The sequence below is a fragment of the Rhizobium sp. BE258 genome, assembly GCF_031457345.1.
Classification (GTDB): Bacteria; Pseudomonadota; Alphaproteobacteria; order Rhizobiales; family Rhizobiaceae; genus Rhizobium.
Genome location: NZ_JAVDWL010000002.1, coordinates 99,861 through 117,646, shown reverse-complemented (window position 1 = coordinate 117,646; position 17,786 = coordinate 99,861). Strand labels below are relative to the sequence as shown.

The window sequence follows — 17,786 nt, the reverse complement described above, 5'->3', positions numbered from 1 at the left end:
GCCGTCATTCGCTTGCCGTCGGCAAGATCATTGCATCCATGCCGCCATCTCCATCCGCCGGTGATCCTGCAGCGCCCGCAGCGCCTGCATCAGTTCCGGCGCCATTTCCCGGATCTCATAAAGATGGGCAGGCGTCAGCCGACGCAATAGCTCTTCCGCCTGATCTGTCAATCGGACAACGATGCGGTGCTTCGGCTTGGTGGCGATCGTCAGAAAGCCGCGGTCTCTCAATCCTTCGGTCAGCTCCATGGCTGCGGCAGGCGCCAGAAACAGCGTCTCTGCCAGGCTGGAAACGCTCATTTCGCCATCGATCCCCAGCCCCTTGATGGCGAGAAGCGCCTGATGTTCCGGCGGCGCAAGGCCGAGACGGGTGGCTGCATCGGCGCTGAACTGGCGGAATTTGCGGATCCGGTATCTCAGGTTGGCAAGCGCCTCATATTCGATCTCCGAAAGGCTTTCCTTGGGCATCGGACTGCTCCTCAAAGCATGACTTGATTTATATCGTAATACGATATATTTCGCGCTTCATTGCCAGCCTGTCAACAGGAACCCCTATGTCCTCACAAAACACCCACCGGCCGCATGATTTCATGGGCGGCCTTTCCCGGCGCGAGGCCGGAGACTTCACCACCGACAAGCGCGTCATCGCCCTGATCGGCATGGCGCTGATCGTCGGCACCGGCGGCGCCCTTGCTGCCTGGGTGCTGGTCAGCCTCATCTCGCTGGTGACCAATCTCGTCTGGTTCGGCCGCTTCAGCATCCATGCCGTCTCGCTGGCTGCCGCCCCGCGCTCGGTCTGGATGGTTGTGATCCCGGTTCTCGGCGGTCTCGTCATCGGCCTGATGGCCCGTTTCGGCTCGGAGAAGATCCGCGGCCACGGTATCCCTGAGGCGATTGAGGCGATCTTGATCGGCGGCAGCCGGATGTCGCCGAAGGTGGCGATCCTGAAGCCGATTTCTTCGGCGATCTCGATCGGAACCGGCGGCCCATTTGGCGCCGAAGGCCCGATCATCATGACTGGCGGGGCGATCGGTTCGCTGTTTGCCCAATGCTTTCACCTGAGTTCGGCCGAGCGCAAAACGCTGCTGGTGGCCGGTGCCGCGGCGGGGATGACCGCGATCTTCGGTTCGCCGATCGCCGCCATCATGCTCGCCGTCGAACTGCTGCTGTTCGAATGGAAGCCGCGCAGCTTCATTCCCGTTGCCGTCGCCGCCTGCGTGTCGATCTGCTGGCGCCCGTTCCTGTTCGAGGCAGGGCCGTTGTTTCCGAAGCAATTCCACATGGATCTCCCTTGGTGGGGCATCCTGCTCTGCGCCGGCATGGGCATTCTCTCCGGCCTGCAGTCCGGCATCCTGACGACGCTGCTTTACAAGATCGAGGATCTCTTCGAAGCGCTGCCCATCCATTGGATGTGGTGCCCGGCACTCGGCGGACTGATCATCGGTCTTGGCGGCCTGATCGAACCGCGCGTCCTCGGCGTCGGCTACGACATCATCGATGGCCTCCTGAACGGCAGCCTGCTGCCGCAGGCGGTGCTTACCGTCCTGTTGGTCAAGGCGGCTATCTGGCTCGTGGCGCTGTCATCGGGTACATCAGGAGGCGTGCTGGCGCCGCTGTTGATTTTCGGCGGTGCGCTCGGCTGGCTTGTCGGGCTTGTCCTTCCCGGCGATCCCGGCTTCTGGGCGCTGCTCGGCATGGCGGCGATGATGGGCGGCACGATGCGCGCGCCGCTGACCGGCACCTTCTTCGCCGTCGAACTGACCGGCGATGTCCAGGCGCTGCTGCCGCTGCTGGCGGCAACCGTGGCCGCCTACGCTGTCACCGTTCTCTTGCTGCGCCGCTCGATCCTCACCGAAAAGATCGCCCGCCGCGGCCAGCATATCACCCGCGAATATGGCATCGACCCCTTCGAATTCGCCCGCGCCCGCGACATCATGATCTCCAGGGTCGATAGCCTGAACGCCGGCATGACCGCGGGGGAGGCGATCGACCTCTTCACCACGCAGCCGAAGACGCACCGGGTCTATCCTGTCATCGATGACCTCGGCATCCTCAAGGGGCTGATGTCGCGCGGCGACGCTCTGCGCTGGCAGCAGGAACGCGTCGAGCGCAGCCAGCCGCTCGCCGATCTGGTCTCCGACAGCTCCGTGCCGCTCGCTCACCCCGATGACACGGCCGGCTATGTCGCCGATCTGATGCTGGCAACCGATGCCGGCCGCATCCCGATCGTCGATCCCGAGAGCGGTCAGCTCGTCGGCCTCATCGCCCGCAAGGATCTGCTGCGCCTGCGCCATTCGCTCCGGGCAAGCGAAACGGAACGCCAGCCGTATTTCGGCCCGGGCGCCAAAGCGCTGCCGTAGCATTTTCGCGCAGCCGCGGCATCGATACGCCGCGGCTGCGCTGTCTCTTAGCCCCTGCCTTCCGCGGCAGCGGCAAAGAACCCTTCGGGGCTCTCCACCTCGACCAGCCGCTTCCGCTCGATCTGCCAGAAGCGGTTGCCGGTGGCGCGCACGAAGCTGCGGTCGTGGGAGACCAGCAGGCAGCTTGCCTGATGCGCCATCAGCTCTGTTTCCAGCGCCTCCTGGCCGTCGATATCCAGATGGTTTGTCGGCTCGTCCAGGAGGTAGAAGTTCGGCTCGGTCAGCCTCAGCACCAGCATGCCGAGCCGCGCCTTCTGGCCGCCGGAAAGGCGGCCGACCGGCTTTGCCTGCATGTCGATCGTCATCCCGGCCCCGGCGAGCAGCGAACGTGCCCGCTGATCGCCGATATCGAAGCGGCGGATGATCGTCTCCATCGGCGTATCGGCATCCCGGAGATCGGCGAGGGCCTGATCAGCATAGCCGAGGACCAGCGAAGGCGTTGCCTTGATGCCGTCAAGAGTGCCATCCGGATTGCCGATCGCCTTGCGCAGCATGGCGATGAACCGCGATTTTCCGGCGCCGTTTTCGCCAAGCAGCACGATCCTGTCGCCCTGGCAGATGAACTGCTTGCCGGTCTTGAACAGCACGGTTCCGTCAGGCGTGCGCACCTCGGCATCATCCAGGCTAACAAGCACCTTGGCATGGGTGCCGCGATTGCCGAGCTTGATGGCGCCGGCCGAGCGCTCCAGATGCGCAGGCTTTGCCGCATCCTCCAGCTTGTCGGCCCGCTGCTTCAATTGCTTGGTCTTGACGACCAGCAGGTCGCTGCCGGAGTTGATGCCGATATTGTTGAGCTTGGCCGCCTGCTTGCGCAGCTGCTCGGCCGTCTTCATGTCGCGCTCGTAGCGCTTCGCATCGGCGGCATCCGCCTCGTCAAGTGCGGCGCGCGCCTGCGAATAGGGAAGCGAGAAGAGCTGCGAATTCTCCGGCCGCAGAAACAGCGTCCGGTTGGCGACAGCATCCAGAAAGGCGCGGTCGTGGCTGGCCAGAATGACGGGCACGTCGCGGGGCAGGGCGTTCAGCCAGTTTTCCATCAGCGCGATCTTGCCGAGGTCGAGATGGTTGGTCGGCTCGTCCAGCATCAGCACATCGGGTTCCGTCACCCAGACGCGCGCCAGCATCGCCAGCCGCTGCCAGCCGCCGCTGAGCGCATTGAGCGGCCGCTGCCGGAATTCCTCCGGTACTTCGAGAGATTCAAGCACCACATCGACACGCCAGCTTTCGGTCTCCGCCTGTTCGGCCGGGAGAGCATCGAGCACGGCGTCGTAGAAGCTGTGGCCGAAGAGAGCGGGCGGCACGTTCTGCTCGACATAGCCGATGGTCAGCCCGCGCGCCTTGGTGATCTCGCCTTCGGTCGCCTCCAGGGCGCCGGCGATGCAGCGGAACAGCGTCGATTTCCCGCGTCCGTTGGCGGCTACCAGACCGATGCGGTCGCCGGCATTGACGACGAGGTTCAGTTTTGAAAACAGCGGCTGCGACAGGGCGATGCCGAGATTGCGGATATTGATCAGTGTCATGGTCGGTCTCTGGTCTTTGCCGCATGGCGCAGTCATCGAGGGCATCGGCCATCATCGATGAAGGCACTGTAGCGGCGGATAGGAATATCGGCAGCACAGATCCCATGGGACAGGTGCTGCGGGCCACGAAGGGCAGACCAGGAAGAGGTGTCGCGAGAAACGGTCTCTGGTCAGCCCTGCAAACGCATTTGCAGGGCGTTGACGGGGCCACGCTGCCGGTAATACCGGAAATAGAAATTCTGCACGTGACCCTCCTTTCTCTTTGAGCGAACGTCTATTGGATAGCATCGAGCGGGCTGCGGCGCAACCGCACGCTGCGGCCCCGGTCTTGCCGCGGCCGGCCGGCTACTATAAGCGCCGGTCTCATATTGAAATTCCTTTGAGGAGACGCGCCGATGGCTGCCGATGACGACTATATCTATGACGAAGCTTCAGGCGAATGGCGCCCGGCATCCGAACTCGCCGCCGCTGCGGCAAAAGCTGCCGAGGTCCGCGACGCAGCCGGCAACCTGCTGCAGGATGGTGACAGCGTGACGCTCATCAAGGACCTGAAGGTCAAGGGCGCCGGCCAGACGCTGAAGCAGGGGACGGTGATCCGCTCGATCCGGTTGACGGACAATCCAGAAGAGATCGATTGCAAGCACGATGCGATCAAGGGGCTGGTGCTGCGGACGGAATTTGTGCGGAAGCGGTGAGGGTGTGTGGCTTGCCTAGGGCTTCATAACTCTGCAGCGCCGCTCCTTTCGCACATAGTTGGCATCTAGCGTCGGTTCGGCCGGCTGCATCTTATCGCGGCATGGACGCTTACTCATCATTTTGCGTCTTGGCCGTCGAACTTGGGCGGTAGTCGAGGCTGCTCTAACCTCCAATGCCCAGTCTCTTGCGCTCGAACACAGCATGATTTTCTGCCTCGACTTTCGATTTGAAAGTCTTAGAGGTTGGTTTTGATCCGCCATCGTATGTTGTTACCGTCCAGGTTCCAGCGCTAGCGGCAACAATCACACTGTGTTTGACTGCGTCATCCATAATAGCCTCCTTAAGATGTGGCTCCCTCACTATAGATGCGAGCTTGAGCGCCGTATCGCGATGTGGCGAGTGATGCACTAGCCAATCTTCCCCTAGCGTAACCTCCAACCGTCAACGCCTAAGCTACCGCTTCAAACTCCCCAAGATCCCCCGCACCAGCGCACGGCCGACCTGCGTCGCAACCGTCCGCGCCACGCTCTTCATCGCCGCTTCCACCACGGTCTCGCGCTGGTATCCCGAACGCCCGCGACCCTGGCCGCTCTGCTTGTTGTCGTCATCGCCGCCGCCGAAGCCCGGCAGGCTCCAGCCGGAGGTGGTGCCGGCTTCGGTCGGCTGTGCCTCCTGCGCCTGCTTGGCGGCCTCCGACTCGGCCGCTTTCTTGGCGCGGGCGGCGAGGATTTCGAAGGCGGATTCGCGGTCGAGGTCTTCGTCATAGACACCGAGAACCGGGCTGTGATCCATCACTTGCTGGCGCTCGGCATCGGTTAGCGGGCCGACGCGGCCGGATGGCGGGCGGATCAGCGTGCGTTCGACGATCGACGGCGCGCCCTTGGCCTCCAGCGTCGAGACCAGCGCCTCGCCGGTGCCGAGCGTGGTGATCACGGTGGCGCAATCGAAGGCCGGGTTGGGGCGGAAGGTGTCGGCCGCCGTCTTCACCGCCTTCTGCTCGCGCGGCGAATAGGCGCGCAGCGCATGCTGCACGCGGTTGCCGAGCTGGGCGAGCACGGTTTCCGGCACGTCGAGCGGGTTCTGCGTCACGAAATAGACGCCGACGCCCTTGGAGCGGATCAGGCGGACCACCTGCTCGACACGCTCGGTCAGCACCTTCGGTGCGTCGTTGAAGAGCAGATGCGCCTCGTCGAAGAAGAACACCAGCTTCGGCTTGTCGGGGTCGCCGACCTCAGGAAGCTCCTCGAAGAGCTCGGACAGCAGCCAGAGGAGGAAGGTGGCGTAAAGCCTGGGGTTCATCATCAGCTTGTCGGCGGCGAGCACCGAAATCTGGCCGTAGCCGCGATTGTCGGTGCGCATGATATCGGAGATCTTCAGCGCCGGTTCGCCGAAGAAATGTTCCGCACCCTGCTGCTCCAGGACCAGCATGGCGCGCTGGATCGAGCCGACGGAGGTCTTGGAAATCAGCCCGAACTGGTTGGACAGCTCGCTGGCATTCTCGGCCATGTAGTTCAGCAGCGCCGAAAAATCCTTGAGGTCGAGCAGCGGCAGCCCGGCCTTGTCGGCGATCTTGAAGGCGATGTTGATGACGCCTTCCTGCGGCTCGGAAGCATCCATCAGGCGTGCCAGCAGCAGCGGTCCCATCTCGGCGATCGTGGTGCGGACGCGGTGGCCCTTTTCGCCGAAGAGATCCCAGAAGATAACAGGGAAGAGATCGTATTCGTAATCGGTAAAGCCGATCTGCTCGGCGCGCTTGGTGAGGAAATCCTTCGCTTCGCCCCTGGCGGCGATGCCCGAAAGGTCGCCCTTGATGTCGCCGCAGAACACAGGCACGCCGGCCTTCGAGAAGCCTTCGGCCAGCACCTGCAGCGTCACGGTCTTGCCGGTGCCGGTGGCGCCGGTGACGAGGCCGTGGCGGTTGCCGAATTTCAGGTCGAGATATTCCGGCTTGTTGATGCTATCGTCAGGATTGCGGCTGGCGCCGATGAAAATCTTGCCGTCTTCGAGCATTGCGAATTCTCCCTTGGGCCAAGGCCGCCGCTAGAGCTGGAATGCGAAGATCAGCCGCATTCATTCTCCTATAGTGTACCTGTTATAAGCAGGGAGCGTGATACCGGCAACTGTTTGCATTAAAAGCAATTCTGGACAAAGTGCCGCCTTGCGAAAGGCCGCTTGAGTTGCCGGAGAAAGTCGATTAACGTTGACGTTAACGTCAAATAAAAGGAGGCCTGACGATGAATGAAGTTGTGACCCAGATCGCTGACCGCGTGGGCATCTCGCCCGACCTCGCCGAAAAGGCGCTCGGTATGATGCTCGGTTTCCTGCAGCGCGAGGCCGATGACGGCCCGGTTGCCAAGATGATCGAAGCGATCCCCGGCGGCTCCGATCTCGTGGCCCAGTTCAACGGCGAAGGCGCCAGCGGCGGCGGTCTGCTCGGCGGGCTGATGAGCGCGCTCGGCGGCGGTGGCGGCATCATGGGCCTTGGACAGCAGCTGATGAGCGAAGGCCTCGGCATGGGCGAAATCACCGCGCTCGCCAAGGAAACGATCGGCATCGCGAAGCAATATGCCGGCGAGGAAGTCGTCGATCAGGTCGTCGCTTCCGTTCCGGGCTTGAGCCAGTTCGTCTGAGACGAAGGTCATTCTGGAGATCGAAGCCTCGCGCCTTGGCGCGGGGCTTTTTGTTTGTGCCGCGGCCTCAGGATCGCCGCGACAATCCGAGCACGTCCTGCATGTCATATTCGCCCGGCGCCCGGCCGGCGGCGAAGCGGGCGGCAGCCAATGCGCCGCGCGCAAACATGCCGCGATCAAGTGCGGAATGCGAGATCGTCACCACTTCCTCGGCGGCGGCAAAGAGAACGCTGTGTTCCCCGACGATCCCGCCACCCCTGACGACCGAAAAGCCGATCTCGCCAACCGGACGCTCGCCGGTGATGCCGTCCCGGCCGCGGCGCTCGACCGATGCCAGCGGCACGCCACGGCCGTCTGCGGCGGCGTCCCCCAGCATCAGCGCCGTGCCGGACGGCGCGTCGATCTTCCGCCGGTGATGGGCTTCCAGAATTTCGATGTCCCAGGTTTCGGCAGGCAGGGCAGCCGCCGCCTGGGCGACGAGGCCGAGAAGCATGCTGAGGCCGATCGAGAAATTACCCGAGCGGACGATCGCAATGCGGTCTGCCGCCTTGCGGATCCGGGCAAGCTCCTCCGGCTCGAACCCCGTCGCCCCGATCACCAGGGCCGGCCCGTTTCTTGTGGCACAGAGTTCCGCCAGTTCGACGGCAGCAGCTGCCGTCGAGAAATCCACGATCACATCGGCCGCTTCGATCGCCGCCGACCGGTCGATCAGGCCGCCGCCGCTGCTGCCCTGACGGCCAAAACTGCCGGCATGCAGGAATGCCGGATCACCGGAGAGCGCCGAAACGATCGCCCGGCCCATCCGGCCCTGCGCGCCGCCGACGGCAATTTTGAGAGGTGAGGTCAAGGCGTCTCCATGTCGTGGGATTTGCGGCTGGGGGCGTGGCTACCGATACTGCTTTCCGTGCGCGGCGCAAGCCTTGCCGGACGGCGCCGTTTCGGGGGAGCGAAGCGTGGCGTGCAGCGGTGGGCTTTTGGGTGGTGACAGCCTGTATTCGTGGCCCCCTCATCCGGCCCTGTCGGGCCACCTTCTCCCCGAGGGGAGAAGGGGTGCTGGCGCGAACTTCTCCACTCCCCTTCGCCCCAACGGGGAGAAGGTGGCCCGGTAGGGCCGGATGAGGGGGCCGCGGGCCGCAGCTTCCACCGTCAACGCTCAGAGAAAGCAGCGCATTTTCAATCGCATCCCCGCCATTCGTCGCATCCTGCTCAAACGCCTTGAATCACTTTCTTCACAACGCAGCCATTCACCCGCACCAAGCCCCGGAATGACACAGCCGCAGGCTCGCTTAACCTCACATTTCCAATCGCCAAATATTGATCGCCAGACGCCGCTGACGCAGGGAACAAAACCATCCCGTCGGCTGTTTCAGCCGCGATGATCACACCGGAAGGATAACGATCATGCGCAGGCTCATTTCAATCACATCCATAGTGCTTCTCATTGCAGCCCCGGCCTTTGCCCAGTCGAGCATGGGTGTCGATACCAACGGCCGTTTTGATGGCAGCCCGCCTCCCGGCACGTCGCCGGCCTATGACGCGCAGCAGAGCGGTCTGGAAATACCGCTCGACCCGATCGAAACCGGCGGCATCACCATCCTGCGTCCATCGAGCTGGAGAGCGCCGTGCGAGCGCGACAGCACGCATCAGACGCGCGGCGACGGCACCGTCAACGCGGCCTGCCCGGACCGCACAAACTAAGGCTGCCGATTGCCTGTTGCGCCACGCCGCCCGCAGCCTTGCGGGCGGGATGTCGGCGTCTGCGCCTAAGCCAGAATGGCTCGCGGCTCGAGAAACGCCTCAAGCCCGAAGGTTCCGAACTCACGGCCCATGCCCGATTGCTTGAAACCGCCGAAGGGCGCAAGCGGCTCGTGCGGCGCGCCGTTGATCACCACGCGGCCGGATTCCATCTGCTCGGCGACCCGCCTGGCGCGGTCGATGTCGCCGGAATGGATATAGGCCTGCAGCCCATAGCTCGTGTCGTTGGCAATGCGGATGGCATCCGCCTCGTCCTTGTAGGGGATGGCCGAGAGCACCGGCCCGAAGATTTCCTCGCGGGCGATCCGCATGCCGTTATGCACATTGGCAAAGATCGTCGGGCGCACGAACCAGCCGCGCTCCAGACCTTCAGGACGGCCGATGCCGCCGGTGAGGATCTCGGCACCTTCCTCCTCGCCAAGCCGGATATAGGATTGCACCCGGTCATATTGCTTCTGGCTCACCATCGGTCCGACCTTGACCTCGGGATCATCGGGGTTGCCAGTCTTGATCGCTTCGATGCCCGATTTCAGCCGCGGCAGGGTCTCGGCCATCAGGCTTTCCGGTACAAGAATGCGGGTGCCTGCGACACAGGCCTGGCCGCTGTTCATGAGCCCCATCATCAGCACGGCCGGAATGGCGGTATCGAGATCGGCATCGTCGAGGATGATGTTCGGTCCCTTGCCGCCGAGTTCCAGCGTCACCCGCTTCATCGTCTCGGCGCCGGAGCGCAGGATCTGTTTGCCGACGGCGGTCGAGCCGGTGAAGCTCACCTTGGCGATATCGGGATGGCTGCTGAACTCGGCGCCGACGACATCGCCGCGGCCGTTGACGATGTTGAACACGCCTTTGGGCAGCCCTGCCTCATGCAGGCATTCGGTGATCAGCTGCGTCTGGATCGCGCTCATCTCGCTCGGCTTGATGACGACGGTGGAACCCGCAGCCAGCGCGGTGGCCAGCTTGGCGCAGATGAAGCCGTAGTTGCTGTTCCAAGGCGTGATTGCCGCTACGACGCCAAGCGGCTGCATGGTCACCGCGGCGCGGCCGATCGTGCGGGTGAACTCGTAATTCTCAAGCACTTCCGCCATCTTCAGGAATGCCGAGGCAGCGTAGGGCACCGAAAACCCGGTGAAATATTGCGGCGCGCCGTATTCTTCAGCCATCGCCGCGGTCATCTCTTCGGCGCGGGCGGAAACCGCAGCGGCCAGCCGCTGCAGCATCTCGATCCGCTCTTCCTTGCTGGTGCGCGAGAAAGCCGGGAAGGCGCGCTTGGCGGCGGCGATCGCGGCGCGCGCATCCTCGCGGTTGCCGAGCCTGACTGTGCCGATCTTCTCCTCGGTCGAAGGATTGAAGAGTTCGGCGGTTTCCTCGCCTTGAGGCGTCACGAAGGCGCCGTCGATATAGACCTGAGTAATGTTGCGCATCGCTTTTCTCCTTTATGCGATACGCCCTATCTGGCACCGGCCGATTGATCTGATAAGCTGCTCAATAACGGACGAGCTGATAAGGAGATCAGGACAATGATGCGCGGCACGCTGGCGGAACTGGAAGCGGTCATCGCCGTCGCTGCCAAAGGCGGCTTCCGCGCTGCTGCCCGCGACCTCTCGATTTCCTCCTCGGCCCTCAGCCAGCAGATCGCCACGCTGGAGGCAAGGCTGGGCGTCCGCCTCTTCAACCGCACCACCCGCAGCGTCACGCTCTCCTCGGCTGGCGAGCAGTTCGTGGCCGAGGTGACCCCGGCGCTATCGGCCATCCGCCGCGCTATTGACCAGGCCGACGAGCACCGCTCCGAGCCTTCGGGCACGCTGAGGATCAACACCTCCATCGGCGCCGCCCGGATGATCGTCGCGCCGCTCGCCGCCGAATATCTCAGGCGCTACCCGGCCATGCAGCTCGAAATCGTCACCGAAGGCGCGCTTGTCGATATCAACGCGAAGGGCTTCGACGCCGGCATCCGCATCCTGGAAGCCGTACCGCCGGATATGATCTCCGTGCCGATCAACCGCTTCATCCGCCCTCTCATCGCCGGCTCACCCGGCTATTTCAAAGAGAAGGGCATCCCCAAGACCCCCGCCGACCTCGAAACCCACCGCTGCATCCGCGCCCGCATGGCGAGCGGTACCATCTATCGCTGGGAGTTCGAGCGGCGCGGCGAGGCCTTCACCATGGATGTGCCCGGCACGCTGATGCTCGACGAAAGCGACCTCATCCTGCGCGCTGCGCGCGAAGGCGCGGGCCTTGCGTACCTCAACGAATGGCAGGTCGGCGAAGACCTGGCGGCCGGCCGCCTGATCCGCGTGCTGGAAGACTGGACGGCGCCCTATCCGGGGCTGTGCCTCTATTATCCTGGACGGCGGCATATTCCGGCCAAGCTGAGGGCGTTTGTCGAACTCGTCCGGGAAGTCAGATGGGATTGAGGGTCAATCCGCCGCGGCCCCCGATGGCGCTGTTTTCAGAGGCGGTTTTATCAAGGCTATCACCCTTGCGATAAGAGGCGAAAGGAAGGCCTTTATCAGCTTCTGCGCCTCGCCGATCAGTCCGCAGCCGAGCGTGCTCAAGAGGACCACCGGGACAAAGGATCGAATATCCAACGGGCCCATTTTCGAGATCTGATGGGCAACGATGATGATGACGGTCTGGTGGGCCACATAGTAGGTCATCATCGATCTGTTCAGGAATGCGATCACGCGGTTGGGGCGGTTGGCGATCCTGCCGGCAAAGCCCAGCAATGCGATGATGGCGCACCACTGGAAGATCGATCTGGCAATCCGCACCAGGACCACGACGGCATCCGGCCAATCTTCCCGTGGAACGGCAACGACGGCTGCCGCAACGACCAGAAAAGAGATGATGGCAAGAGCGCCGCCAAGCCATCTCTGCCGGTCGACTTCACGCCAGAACGTCGACTCCTCCATCAGCAGCGAGCCGGCCATGAACATCGAGAAATAGACGAGATGTGCATAGATGTCGGTGTGTATCGCCCGCGTCTCGCCGAAGACCGGGTACAGCCAGAGTCTCGAGGCGGAAAGCAGGATGATCGGGATCAGGAAGAGGTTTACGCCCCGGAGCGAATTTGCGAATGCAGACGGGAGGTTCGGCCAGACCCTCTGCAGATATGGCCAGAGAAACGACCAGGCGAAGACATAGATCCAGAGATAGGCCAGGAACCAGAGGTGCTCGAGCGTTAGCCCGGAGACCATGAAGGCTTTCCAGAACTCCCAATAGGAGAGGCCCGGAAAGGGATTGAACTCCGAAAGATATATCTGGGGCGGGACAACAAGGAGAACGCCGAACGTGAAGGGCAGCAGCAATTGCCGCGTTCGCGTCCCGCGGATGTCACTGACGGATCGGCTGCGCAGAAGCGACCGCGTGACGAGCCCCGAGATGAAGAAAAGCAGGCTCATCCGCCACGGATGAGAAGCGGCAGCAATCAGATCGACCAGCCGGCTGCCGTCGATAGAATTGAGCAGCCATGTTCTCGTCCCATAGGCGAGACTTGTATGATAGATGATCAGCGTGCCGAAACACAGGACGCGCAACGCGTCGAGATCGTGGCGCCGCCCGCCCGATTTGATGTCCGTCATGATTGTTTGCCCCAACCCAGGCAATGCAATCATAGGAATGTTTATTAGATCTTAATTTTTCTTCTCAGGTTGCACCGAGCGCCCGCAAATCGCAATTTTTTGCGGCAACCTGAGATATGTGCTCCGGAAATTCGGCTTCGCCGGGCATCCGAACTTCGCGACCGTTGTGTAGGGCAGCCGTCACCGCTTTAGGTCGACCCAGACTTCCCGCTGACACCATCGGCGGATGGCGTGGCATTTCGCGCCGCCTCCTTGAAATATTGGGAAACTGTCAGACGCAGTGCCTTGGCATCGTCAGCTGAAATTCCATGCGGTTCGTAGGTGACATCGGCCACGTCGCGTTTTGAAAAATAGCCGTAGAACATCAAGGCCGAGAGATAGCTGCCATAGATCGATGGATGGTTGCAGTCGTCGTAAAGGGTGAAAGGCTGAGGGCGGCTCTGCAGATCTTCCCAGACAAGCCCGACATTCACCAGATCGACCCCGGTCGATGCCGCAAGGCGGGCATGCTGTTCCTGAATATTGCGGTGCATGTTGGCATAGCCGGCAGGTGAAATCCCGGTTGCCGATTTCGGCATGCCTTCGTTGTCCTTGCACTGATCGGTATAGCGCCAGGTCACGAACATCGCAGGCCTGGACCCCTTGCCCTGCGCTTCCCGGATCAGATCGGCGGCGACATCCCAGGTGTCGCCGGCGCGCTCGGCGCTGTATTGATCGCTGCTCAGCACCTGCAACACGACATGGTCCCAGCGCTGCGCCAGCAGAGCCTGCGTATTCGGGTCGTCCATATGGGTTTTCAGACTGACGCCCGGCTCGGCATCCATGACGATCTCAAGCTTGTTGGGATAGCCCGCGGAGTCGGCGATCGAGCGCACCATGTCAGGCATGTGGTGATAAAAGGTCCGGCTGTTGCCGATGAACAGCGCCGTCTCCTGCGGCCGTTTATCGAACACATCTGCGGCATCGCGCACATAGCCGCTGAATGGCGGCAGGAAGACAAGTGAGCCGAGTAAAATTACAAACAGGGTGCCTGCCCGAGCGAATTTAAACAACATGTGTCCTCATGGCGGTCGCGGTGCCGTATGAGGTAGCCATCGATATGTAAAGGATGGGTTGAATAAACCACGCGATTTTTAGGGCTGGGGGTTTTGGGGCGGCGGAAATGAGTCAGCGCAGGTTGGATCCATGGCGTAAGAGCCTTCCACCAGCCCAGCTGGCAATAACGGCCCCGCCCAGGATCGTTCCTGCCGCCGCGAAGAACACTGCCATCGCCGGCACCATATCGGCCCAGAGACCGCCGAGCGCCATACCTGCCGCTCCGCCTGCTGTCAGCACAGCATTGAGCAGTGCCTGACCTTCCGATGTCCGGCCGGGCGGCAGTGCCTGATCGATCATCTGCTGCATGACGAGCAAACCGGGCGAGATGAAGATCCCGGCGAGCGCGAGAATGGGAAGAAGCAGAAACGGCGGGGAGGCCAGCCACAGGCTGAGGCCTGTGGCAGCCAGCCCAAGACCGAAGCCGGAAAGAGACGTGGCAAGCAGCCGATGACCGGCAAGGCGCCATTTCCGCGCGCCGAAGAACAATCCGCCGCCGATGCTGCCGATGGCAACTGCCGCAAACATCAGGCCGAGCATCAGGCCATGCGTCGAGATCGCTTGGGCTGCGGAGGTCAGGGCAACATCCATCTGCCCAAAGCCGACAGACATGGCTGCTGCAACGAGTGCGATGAGCAGCACGCCGGGCTGCAGAACAACGGCCCGTGCCGCGCCTGCCGTCGGCGTATCGGGCTTCTCGCCGCTGGCTTGGCCCGCTGGAGAGAAGGAATAGCCAACCCCGCCTGCCGCAAGCAGGATGCAGGTGGCAATGACGGGAAGGGCCGGGCCACCGCCATATAGGCCCGCGACGACCAAGGGCCCGAGCACGAAAAGCGTCTCCACGGCCACTGCATCGAGGGCATAGGCAGGTGCCAGCAGCCCCGAGCTTTCCGGCACCAGCTGCCGCCAGGCAACGCGCATTGCTGGCGTTATCGGCGGGAAAAACAGGCCAACGCCGAGCGCCAATCCGGCGATAATAGGAAGCCCCCATTCCATCTGCGTGCCGGTCAACGCCAGGGCAAGAAACGCCGCCGATATCACGGATGTCCCGCCGATGATCGGCCGGTGCGGACCTCTATCGAGCGCGCGGCCCCAGAACGGCACGGACGAGGCGCTGCCGAGCGCGAAAGCTCCGGAGACGGCGCCGCCATGCGCGTAGGAGCCGGTTGCCGCCTCGACGAGGATCAGCAGGCTGAGCGGAACCATGGCGATCGGCAACCGGGCGATGAAAGCCGCGATATAGGACCAGCGGGCGGCGGATATCGTGAGGATGGCAAGATATGCGTTCACGGCTCAGGCCACGCCGGTGGTTTCGCATCAACTGTCATCCTGCTCACAAATCCATCCCCCAGAATCGGTGCGTCGCCACCTATACAAACGGCGCCGGAACGAAATGGCAACACTTCCGCTGATAGGCTGGGCCGTTGGCGGCACGCAAGTGGGCAGGATCGAATGGCGAACATCGCTTCGCCGAAAGGGTTTAAGGGCAATGTTCAATCGCGTGATAATCTATGCGGCCGATATCGAGGCAACCGCTAGCTTTTACGAAACGCACTTTCAGTTCACCGTTCACAGGCTTGAAGGTGACAGGATCGTCGAGCTCATTCCGAACTCGGACGGTGGGTCGATCTTGCTTCATCCCGCGGCCAAGGGGCAGCGGCGCGGGCAGTCCATCGTAAAGCTGGTGTTCGATGTGCAGGATGTTAGCGCGTTTTGCGGCGAATGCGTAGCGAAAGGGTTGACGTTCGGTCCCGTTCACGTCGCCGACGGCTATGAATTTGCCAATGCCAAAGACCCCTGCGGCAATTCGATTTCCGTATCCAGCCGGGCATACCGCTCGCCTTTGCCGGATGACTCTAGTTCGTTTATCCGCAAAGGGCTGAAACCGGAGCGTTGACGCCTCACTCCGGGGGCGCCACCCTCTCAAACAAATGCTCATACACCACCACCAGCCCCCGCTCATCCACCCTGATATCCGCCTCGAACCCGATCGAGTTACCAAGATCGACATAGCGCACCCGTCCGGGCCCCTGCCTGTCGTAGCGCTGCCTGGAGCGGTGCACCATCATCGCCGGGCCGTCGATAAAGGCGGTGTCGAGGGTCAGGCTGGCGCCTGAGGTTTCCGGGGTGCGGCGGATCGGGAAGGTGTTGCAGAAGGGGGTGACGGAGAGGTCGGGTTCGTCGGCGCCGTCGAGATCGGGGCGGCGCAGACCGTCCACCGTCCAGCCGCCGGGCACGCGCTCAAGCGTCAGCCTCCGGTGGTCGCGGCCGTTCCAGCGCTCGACGGCGACCGATTGCGCGCTCCAGGTGGCGTCCAGCCGCCAGTGATGGTCGAGCCGGAAGCCGCCGTCTTCGAGACAGAGGACCGTGGAGGATGCCGTGACGCTTTCGGCGCCGACCGACAGGGTGAGCCGCTCGAAACCTTCGATATCGGTACGGCGCCAGAACAGGACGGATTTTTCCATGCGAGAGCCTCCCTTATGCGCGTGGATGCGCCTTGCGGAGATCGTGCAGAGGGGGCGTCAGCCGAACTCCCGGCCCTGTGGCCGGGCACAACCTAGCATTTTTACGGCCGCCGTTGAACCATCCGGTTATGACGGCTTCGCCACGGCGCCGATCTGGTGCCAGTGGCGGTTATCGCGCTCGATGAGCTCGTCGGCGCAGGCGGGGCCCATCGTTCCCGGCGCATAGGCTTCCGGCTCGCCCTCCTTGGCCCAGAGGTCGAGGAAGGGCTGGACGGCCGCCCATCCGGCCTCGATGCCGTCGGCGCGCTGGAACAGCGTCTGGTCGCCGATCATCAGGTCGTAGATCAGCGATTCATAGCCGGTCATCTTGCCGATATCGAACTTGTCGGCGTAGCGGAAATCGAGCGAGACGGGCACGGTATCGACCGAAAGACCGGGGGACTTGATGGAGATTTCCATGCTCATGCCCTCGTCCGGCTGCACCTGGATCACCAGCCGGTTCGGCGGCAGGCGGCGCGTCACGTCGGTCTCGCGGAACTGCGCGAAGGGCACCGGCTGGAAGGTGACGACGATCTCGGTATCGCGCGCCGTCATCGCCTTGCCGGTGCGGAGATAGAAGGGAACACCCGCCCAGCGCCAGGTATCGGCATAGAGCTTCAGCGCCACGAAAGTCTCGGTCTTGCTATCGGGCGCCACCTGCGGCGTGTCGTGATAGGCGGTGACATCGGCGCCGTTGAGCTTGCCCGCCGTATAGACGCCACGCACGCCATGGGTCTTGGCTTCCTCGGGCGTATAGACCCGCAGCGCCTTCAAGACCTTGCTTTTCTCGTTGCGGATCGCCTCGGCGTCAAAGCTATTCGGCGGCTCCATGGCGATCATCGCGAGCAACTGGAAGAGATGGTTCGGCACCATGTCGCGCAGCGCGCCCGTCGCGTCATAGAAGGCGCCGCGGCTGCCGACATCGACGATCTCGGCGGCGGTGATCTGCACATTGTCGATATAGCGGTTGTTCCACAGCGCCTCGATCATCATGTTGGCAAAGCGCGCCGTCATCAGGTTCTGCACCGTTTCCTTGCCGAGGAAATGGTCGAGCCGGTAAACCTGGTTTTCCGAGACCTTGGCAAGGATCTGCGCATTCAGCGCCTTGGCCGAGGCAAGGTCGGTGCCGAAGGGCTTTTCGATGGCGATGCGCCGGAAGCTGTTGTCGCCTTCCGTGGTCAGCTTGTTGGCGGCAAGACGCTCGACGATTTCGCCGAAGAATCGCGGCGGAACAGCGAGGTAGAAGGCGGCATTGCCGTCGAGCCGCTTGCCGATCTCGCCATAGATTTCGTCCTTGGTGAAATCCCCGGAGAGGTAGGAGATGCGGCTGCGCAGCTTCAGCCAGGCCTCGTCCTTCGACAGTGGCTGGTCGCCGCCGAGGCCGGAGAGAAACTCGTCCAGCTTGTCGCGCAGCATCTCGTCATCGCCGGGATCGATGCCGATCCCGAGAATATGAAGATCGTCGCCGACAAGGCGGCTGCGCGTCAGGTTGATGATCGCGGGAATGAGCAGTCGCCGCGTCAGGTCGCCCGTGGCGCCGAAGATCACAAGCGTGGCGGGCGGGGTGGGCACGGCATCGGTCATG

17 protein-coding genes are annotated in these 17,786 nt (G+C 62.9%); 6 read left to right on the top strand and 11 right to left on the bottom strand.

Going from position 1 to position 17,786, the window contains the following annotated elements:
- Positions 1-27: 27 nt before the first annotated feature.
- Entirely contained in the window at positions 28-468 is a 441-nt protein-coding gene (locus J2X43_RS05750; RefSeq protein ID WP_310291616.1) for a MarR family winged helix-turn-helix transcriptional regulator, read from the bottom strand.
- Positions 469-554: 86 nt separating this feature from the next.
- Between J2X43_RS05750 and J2X43_RS05745 the strand changes: the two genes are divergently transcribed.
- On the top strand, positions 555-2,360 hold the full coding sequence (locus tag J2X43_RS05745) for a chloride channel protein (protein WP_310291612.1): 1,806 nt from the start codon (positions 555-557) through the stop codon (positions 2,358-2,360).
- 47 nt (positions 2,361-2,407) lie between these two features.
- Here J2X43_RS05745 and J2X43_RS05740 read toward each other — a convergent pair whose 3' ends face one another.
- Entirely contained in the window at positions 2,408-3,937 is a 1,530-nt protein-coding gene (locus J2X43_RS05740; RefSeq protein ID WP_310291609.1) for an ABC-F family ATP-binding cassette domain-containing protein, read from the bottom strand.
- 395 nt (positions 3,938-4,332) lie between these two features.
- Between J2X43_RS05740 and J2X43_RS05735 the strand changes: the two genes are divergently transcribed.
- Positions 4,333-4,632, top strand: coding sequence for an alkylphosphonate utilization protein (locus tag J2X43_RS05735; RefSeq protein WP_310291606.1), 300 nt, complete (start codon positions 4,333-4,335; stop codon positions 4,630-4,632).
- Positions 4,633-4,795: 163 nt separating this feature from the next.
- Here J2X43_RS05735 and J2X43_RS05730 read toward each other — a convergent pair whose 3' ends face one another.
- Positions 4,796-4,963 (bottom strand): hypothetical protein, encoded by a 168-nt coding sequence (locus J2X43_RS05730; RefSeq protein ID WP_310291603.1) that lies wholly within the window; start codon positions 4,961-4,963, stop codon positions 4,796-4,798.
- A 123-nt stretch (positions 4,964-5,086) separates the two neighbouring features.
- Positions 5,087-6,643, bottom strand: a complete 1,557-nt coding sequence (locus tag J2X43_RS05725) for a helicase HerA-like C-terminal domain-containing protein (protein ID WP_112445374.1) — start codon at positions 6,641-6,643, stop codon at positions 5,087-5,089.
- Between the two features lie 224 nt (positions 6,644-6,867).
- Between J2X43_RS05725 and J2X43_RS05720 the strand changes: the two genes are divergently transcribed.
- Entirely contained in the window at positions 6,868-7,263 is a 396-nt protein-coding gene (locus J2X43_RS05720; RefSeq protein ID WP_112389783.1) for a hypothetical protein, read from the top strand.
- A 67-nt stretch (positions 7,264-7,330) separates the two neighbouring features.
- Here the strand turns inward: J2X43_RS05720 and dapB are convergent, their stop codons facing one another.
- Entirely contained in the window at positions 7,331-8,110 is a 780-nt protein-coding gene (dapB, locus tag J2X43_RS05715; RefSeq protein WP_310291599.1) for a 4-hydroxy-tetrahydrodipicolinate reductase, read from the bottom strand.
- Positions 8,111-8,664: 554 nt separating this feature from the next.
- Here dapB and J2X43_RS05710 point away from each other — a divergent pair.
- On the top strand, positions 8,665-8,961 hold the full coding sequence (locus J2X43_RS05710) for a hypothetical protein (protein ID WP_310291597.1): 297 nt from the start codon (positions 8,665-8,667) through the stop codon (positions 8,959-8,961).
- A 65-nt stretch (positions 8,962-9,026) separates the two neighbouring features.
- On the opposite strand, the gene J2X43_RS05705 is transcribed toward J2X43_RS05710, so the two are convergent.
- The gene (locus J2X43_RS05705) at positions 9,027-10,442 is read right to left on the bottom strand and encodes an aldehyde dehydrogenase family protein (protein WP_310291593.1); all 1,416 of its coding nucleotides are present in this window, start codon (positions 10,440-10,442) and stop codon (positions 9,027-9,029) included.
- A gap of 99 nt (positions 10,443-10,541) precedes the next feature.
- Here J2X43_RS05705 and J2X43_RS05700 point away from each other — a divergent pair, with 99 nt between their 5' ends.
- Positions 10,542-11,435, top strand: coding sequence for a LysR family transcriptional regulator (locus J2X43_RS05700; RefSeq protein ID WP_310291590.1), 894 nt, complete (start codon positions 10,542-10,544; stop codon positions 11,433-11,435).
- 3 nt (positions 11,436-11,438) lie between these two features.
- Here the strand turns inward: J2X43_RS05700 and J2X43_RS05695 are convergent, their stop codons facing one another.
- The 3 genes from J2X43_RS05695 to J2X43_RS05685 all read right to left on the bottom strand — a co-directional run bounded on the left by J2X43_RS05695 (position 11,439) and on the right by J2X43_RS05685 (position 14,987).
- Positions 11,439-12,602, bottom strand: coding sequence for an acyltransferase family protein (locus J2X43_RS05695; RefSeq protein ID WP_310291587.1), 1,164 nt, complete (start codon positions 12,600-12,602; stop codon positions 11,439-11,441).
- Positions 12,603-12,790: 188 nt separating this feature from the next.
- On the bottom strand, positions 12,791-13,654 hold the full coding sequence (locus tag J2X43_RS05690; protein WP_310291584.1) for a DUF4886 domain-containing protein: 864 nt from the start codon (positions 13,652-13,654) through the stop codon (positions 12,791-12,793).
- A 115-nt stretch (positions 13,655-13,769) separates the two neighbouring features.
- Positions 13,770-14,987 (bottom strand): hypothetical protein, encoded by a 1,218-nt coding sequence (locus tag J2X43_RS05685; protein ID WP_310291581.1) that lies wholly within the window; start codon positions 14,985-14,987, stop codon positions 13,770-13,772.
- A gap of 199 nt (positions 14,988-15,186) precedes the next feature.
- Between J2X43_RS05685 and J2X43_RS05680 the strand changes: the two genes are divergently transcribed.
- Entirely contained in the window at positions 15,187-15,594 is a 408-nt protein-coding gene (locus J2X43_RS05680) for a VOC family protein (RefSeq protein WP_310293749.1), read from the top strand.
- A gap of 4 nt (positions 15,595-15,598) precedes the next feature.
- Here J2X43_RS05680 and J2X43_RS05675 read toward each other — a convergent pair whose 3' ends face one another.
- Together J2X43_RS05675 and zwf are read right to left on the bottom strand one after the other, a co-directional pair.
- Positions 15,599-16,162 (bottom strand): putative glycolipid-binding domain-containing protein, encoded by a 564-nt coding sequence (locus J2X43_RS05675; RefSeq protein WP_310291578.1) that lies wholly within the window; start codon positions 16,160-16,162, stop codon positions 15,599-15,601.
- A 126-nt stretch (positions 16,163-16,288) separates the two neighbouring features.
- Positions 16,289-17,785, bottom strand: a complete 1,497-nt coding sequence (gene zwf / locus J2X43_RS05670) for a glucose-6-phosphate dehydrogenase (RefSeq protein ID WP_310291575.1) — start codon at positions 17,783-17,785, stop codon at positions 16,289-16,291.
- Between the last annotated feature and the right edge of the window lies 1 nt (position 17,786).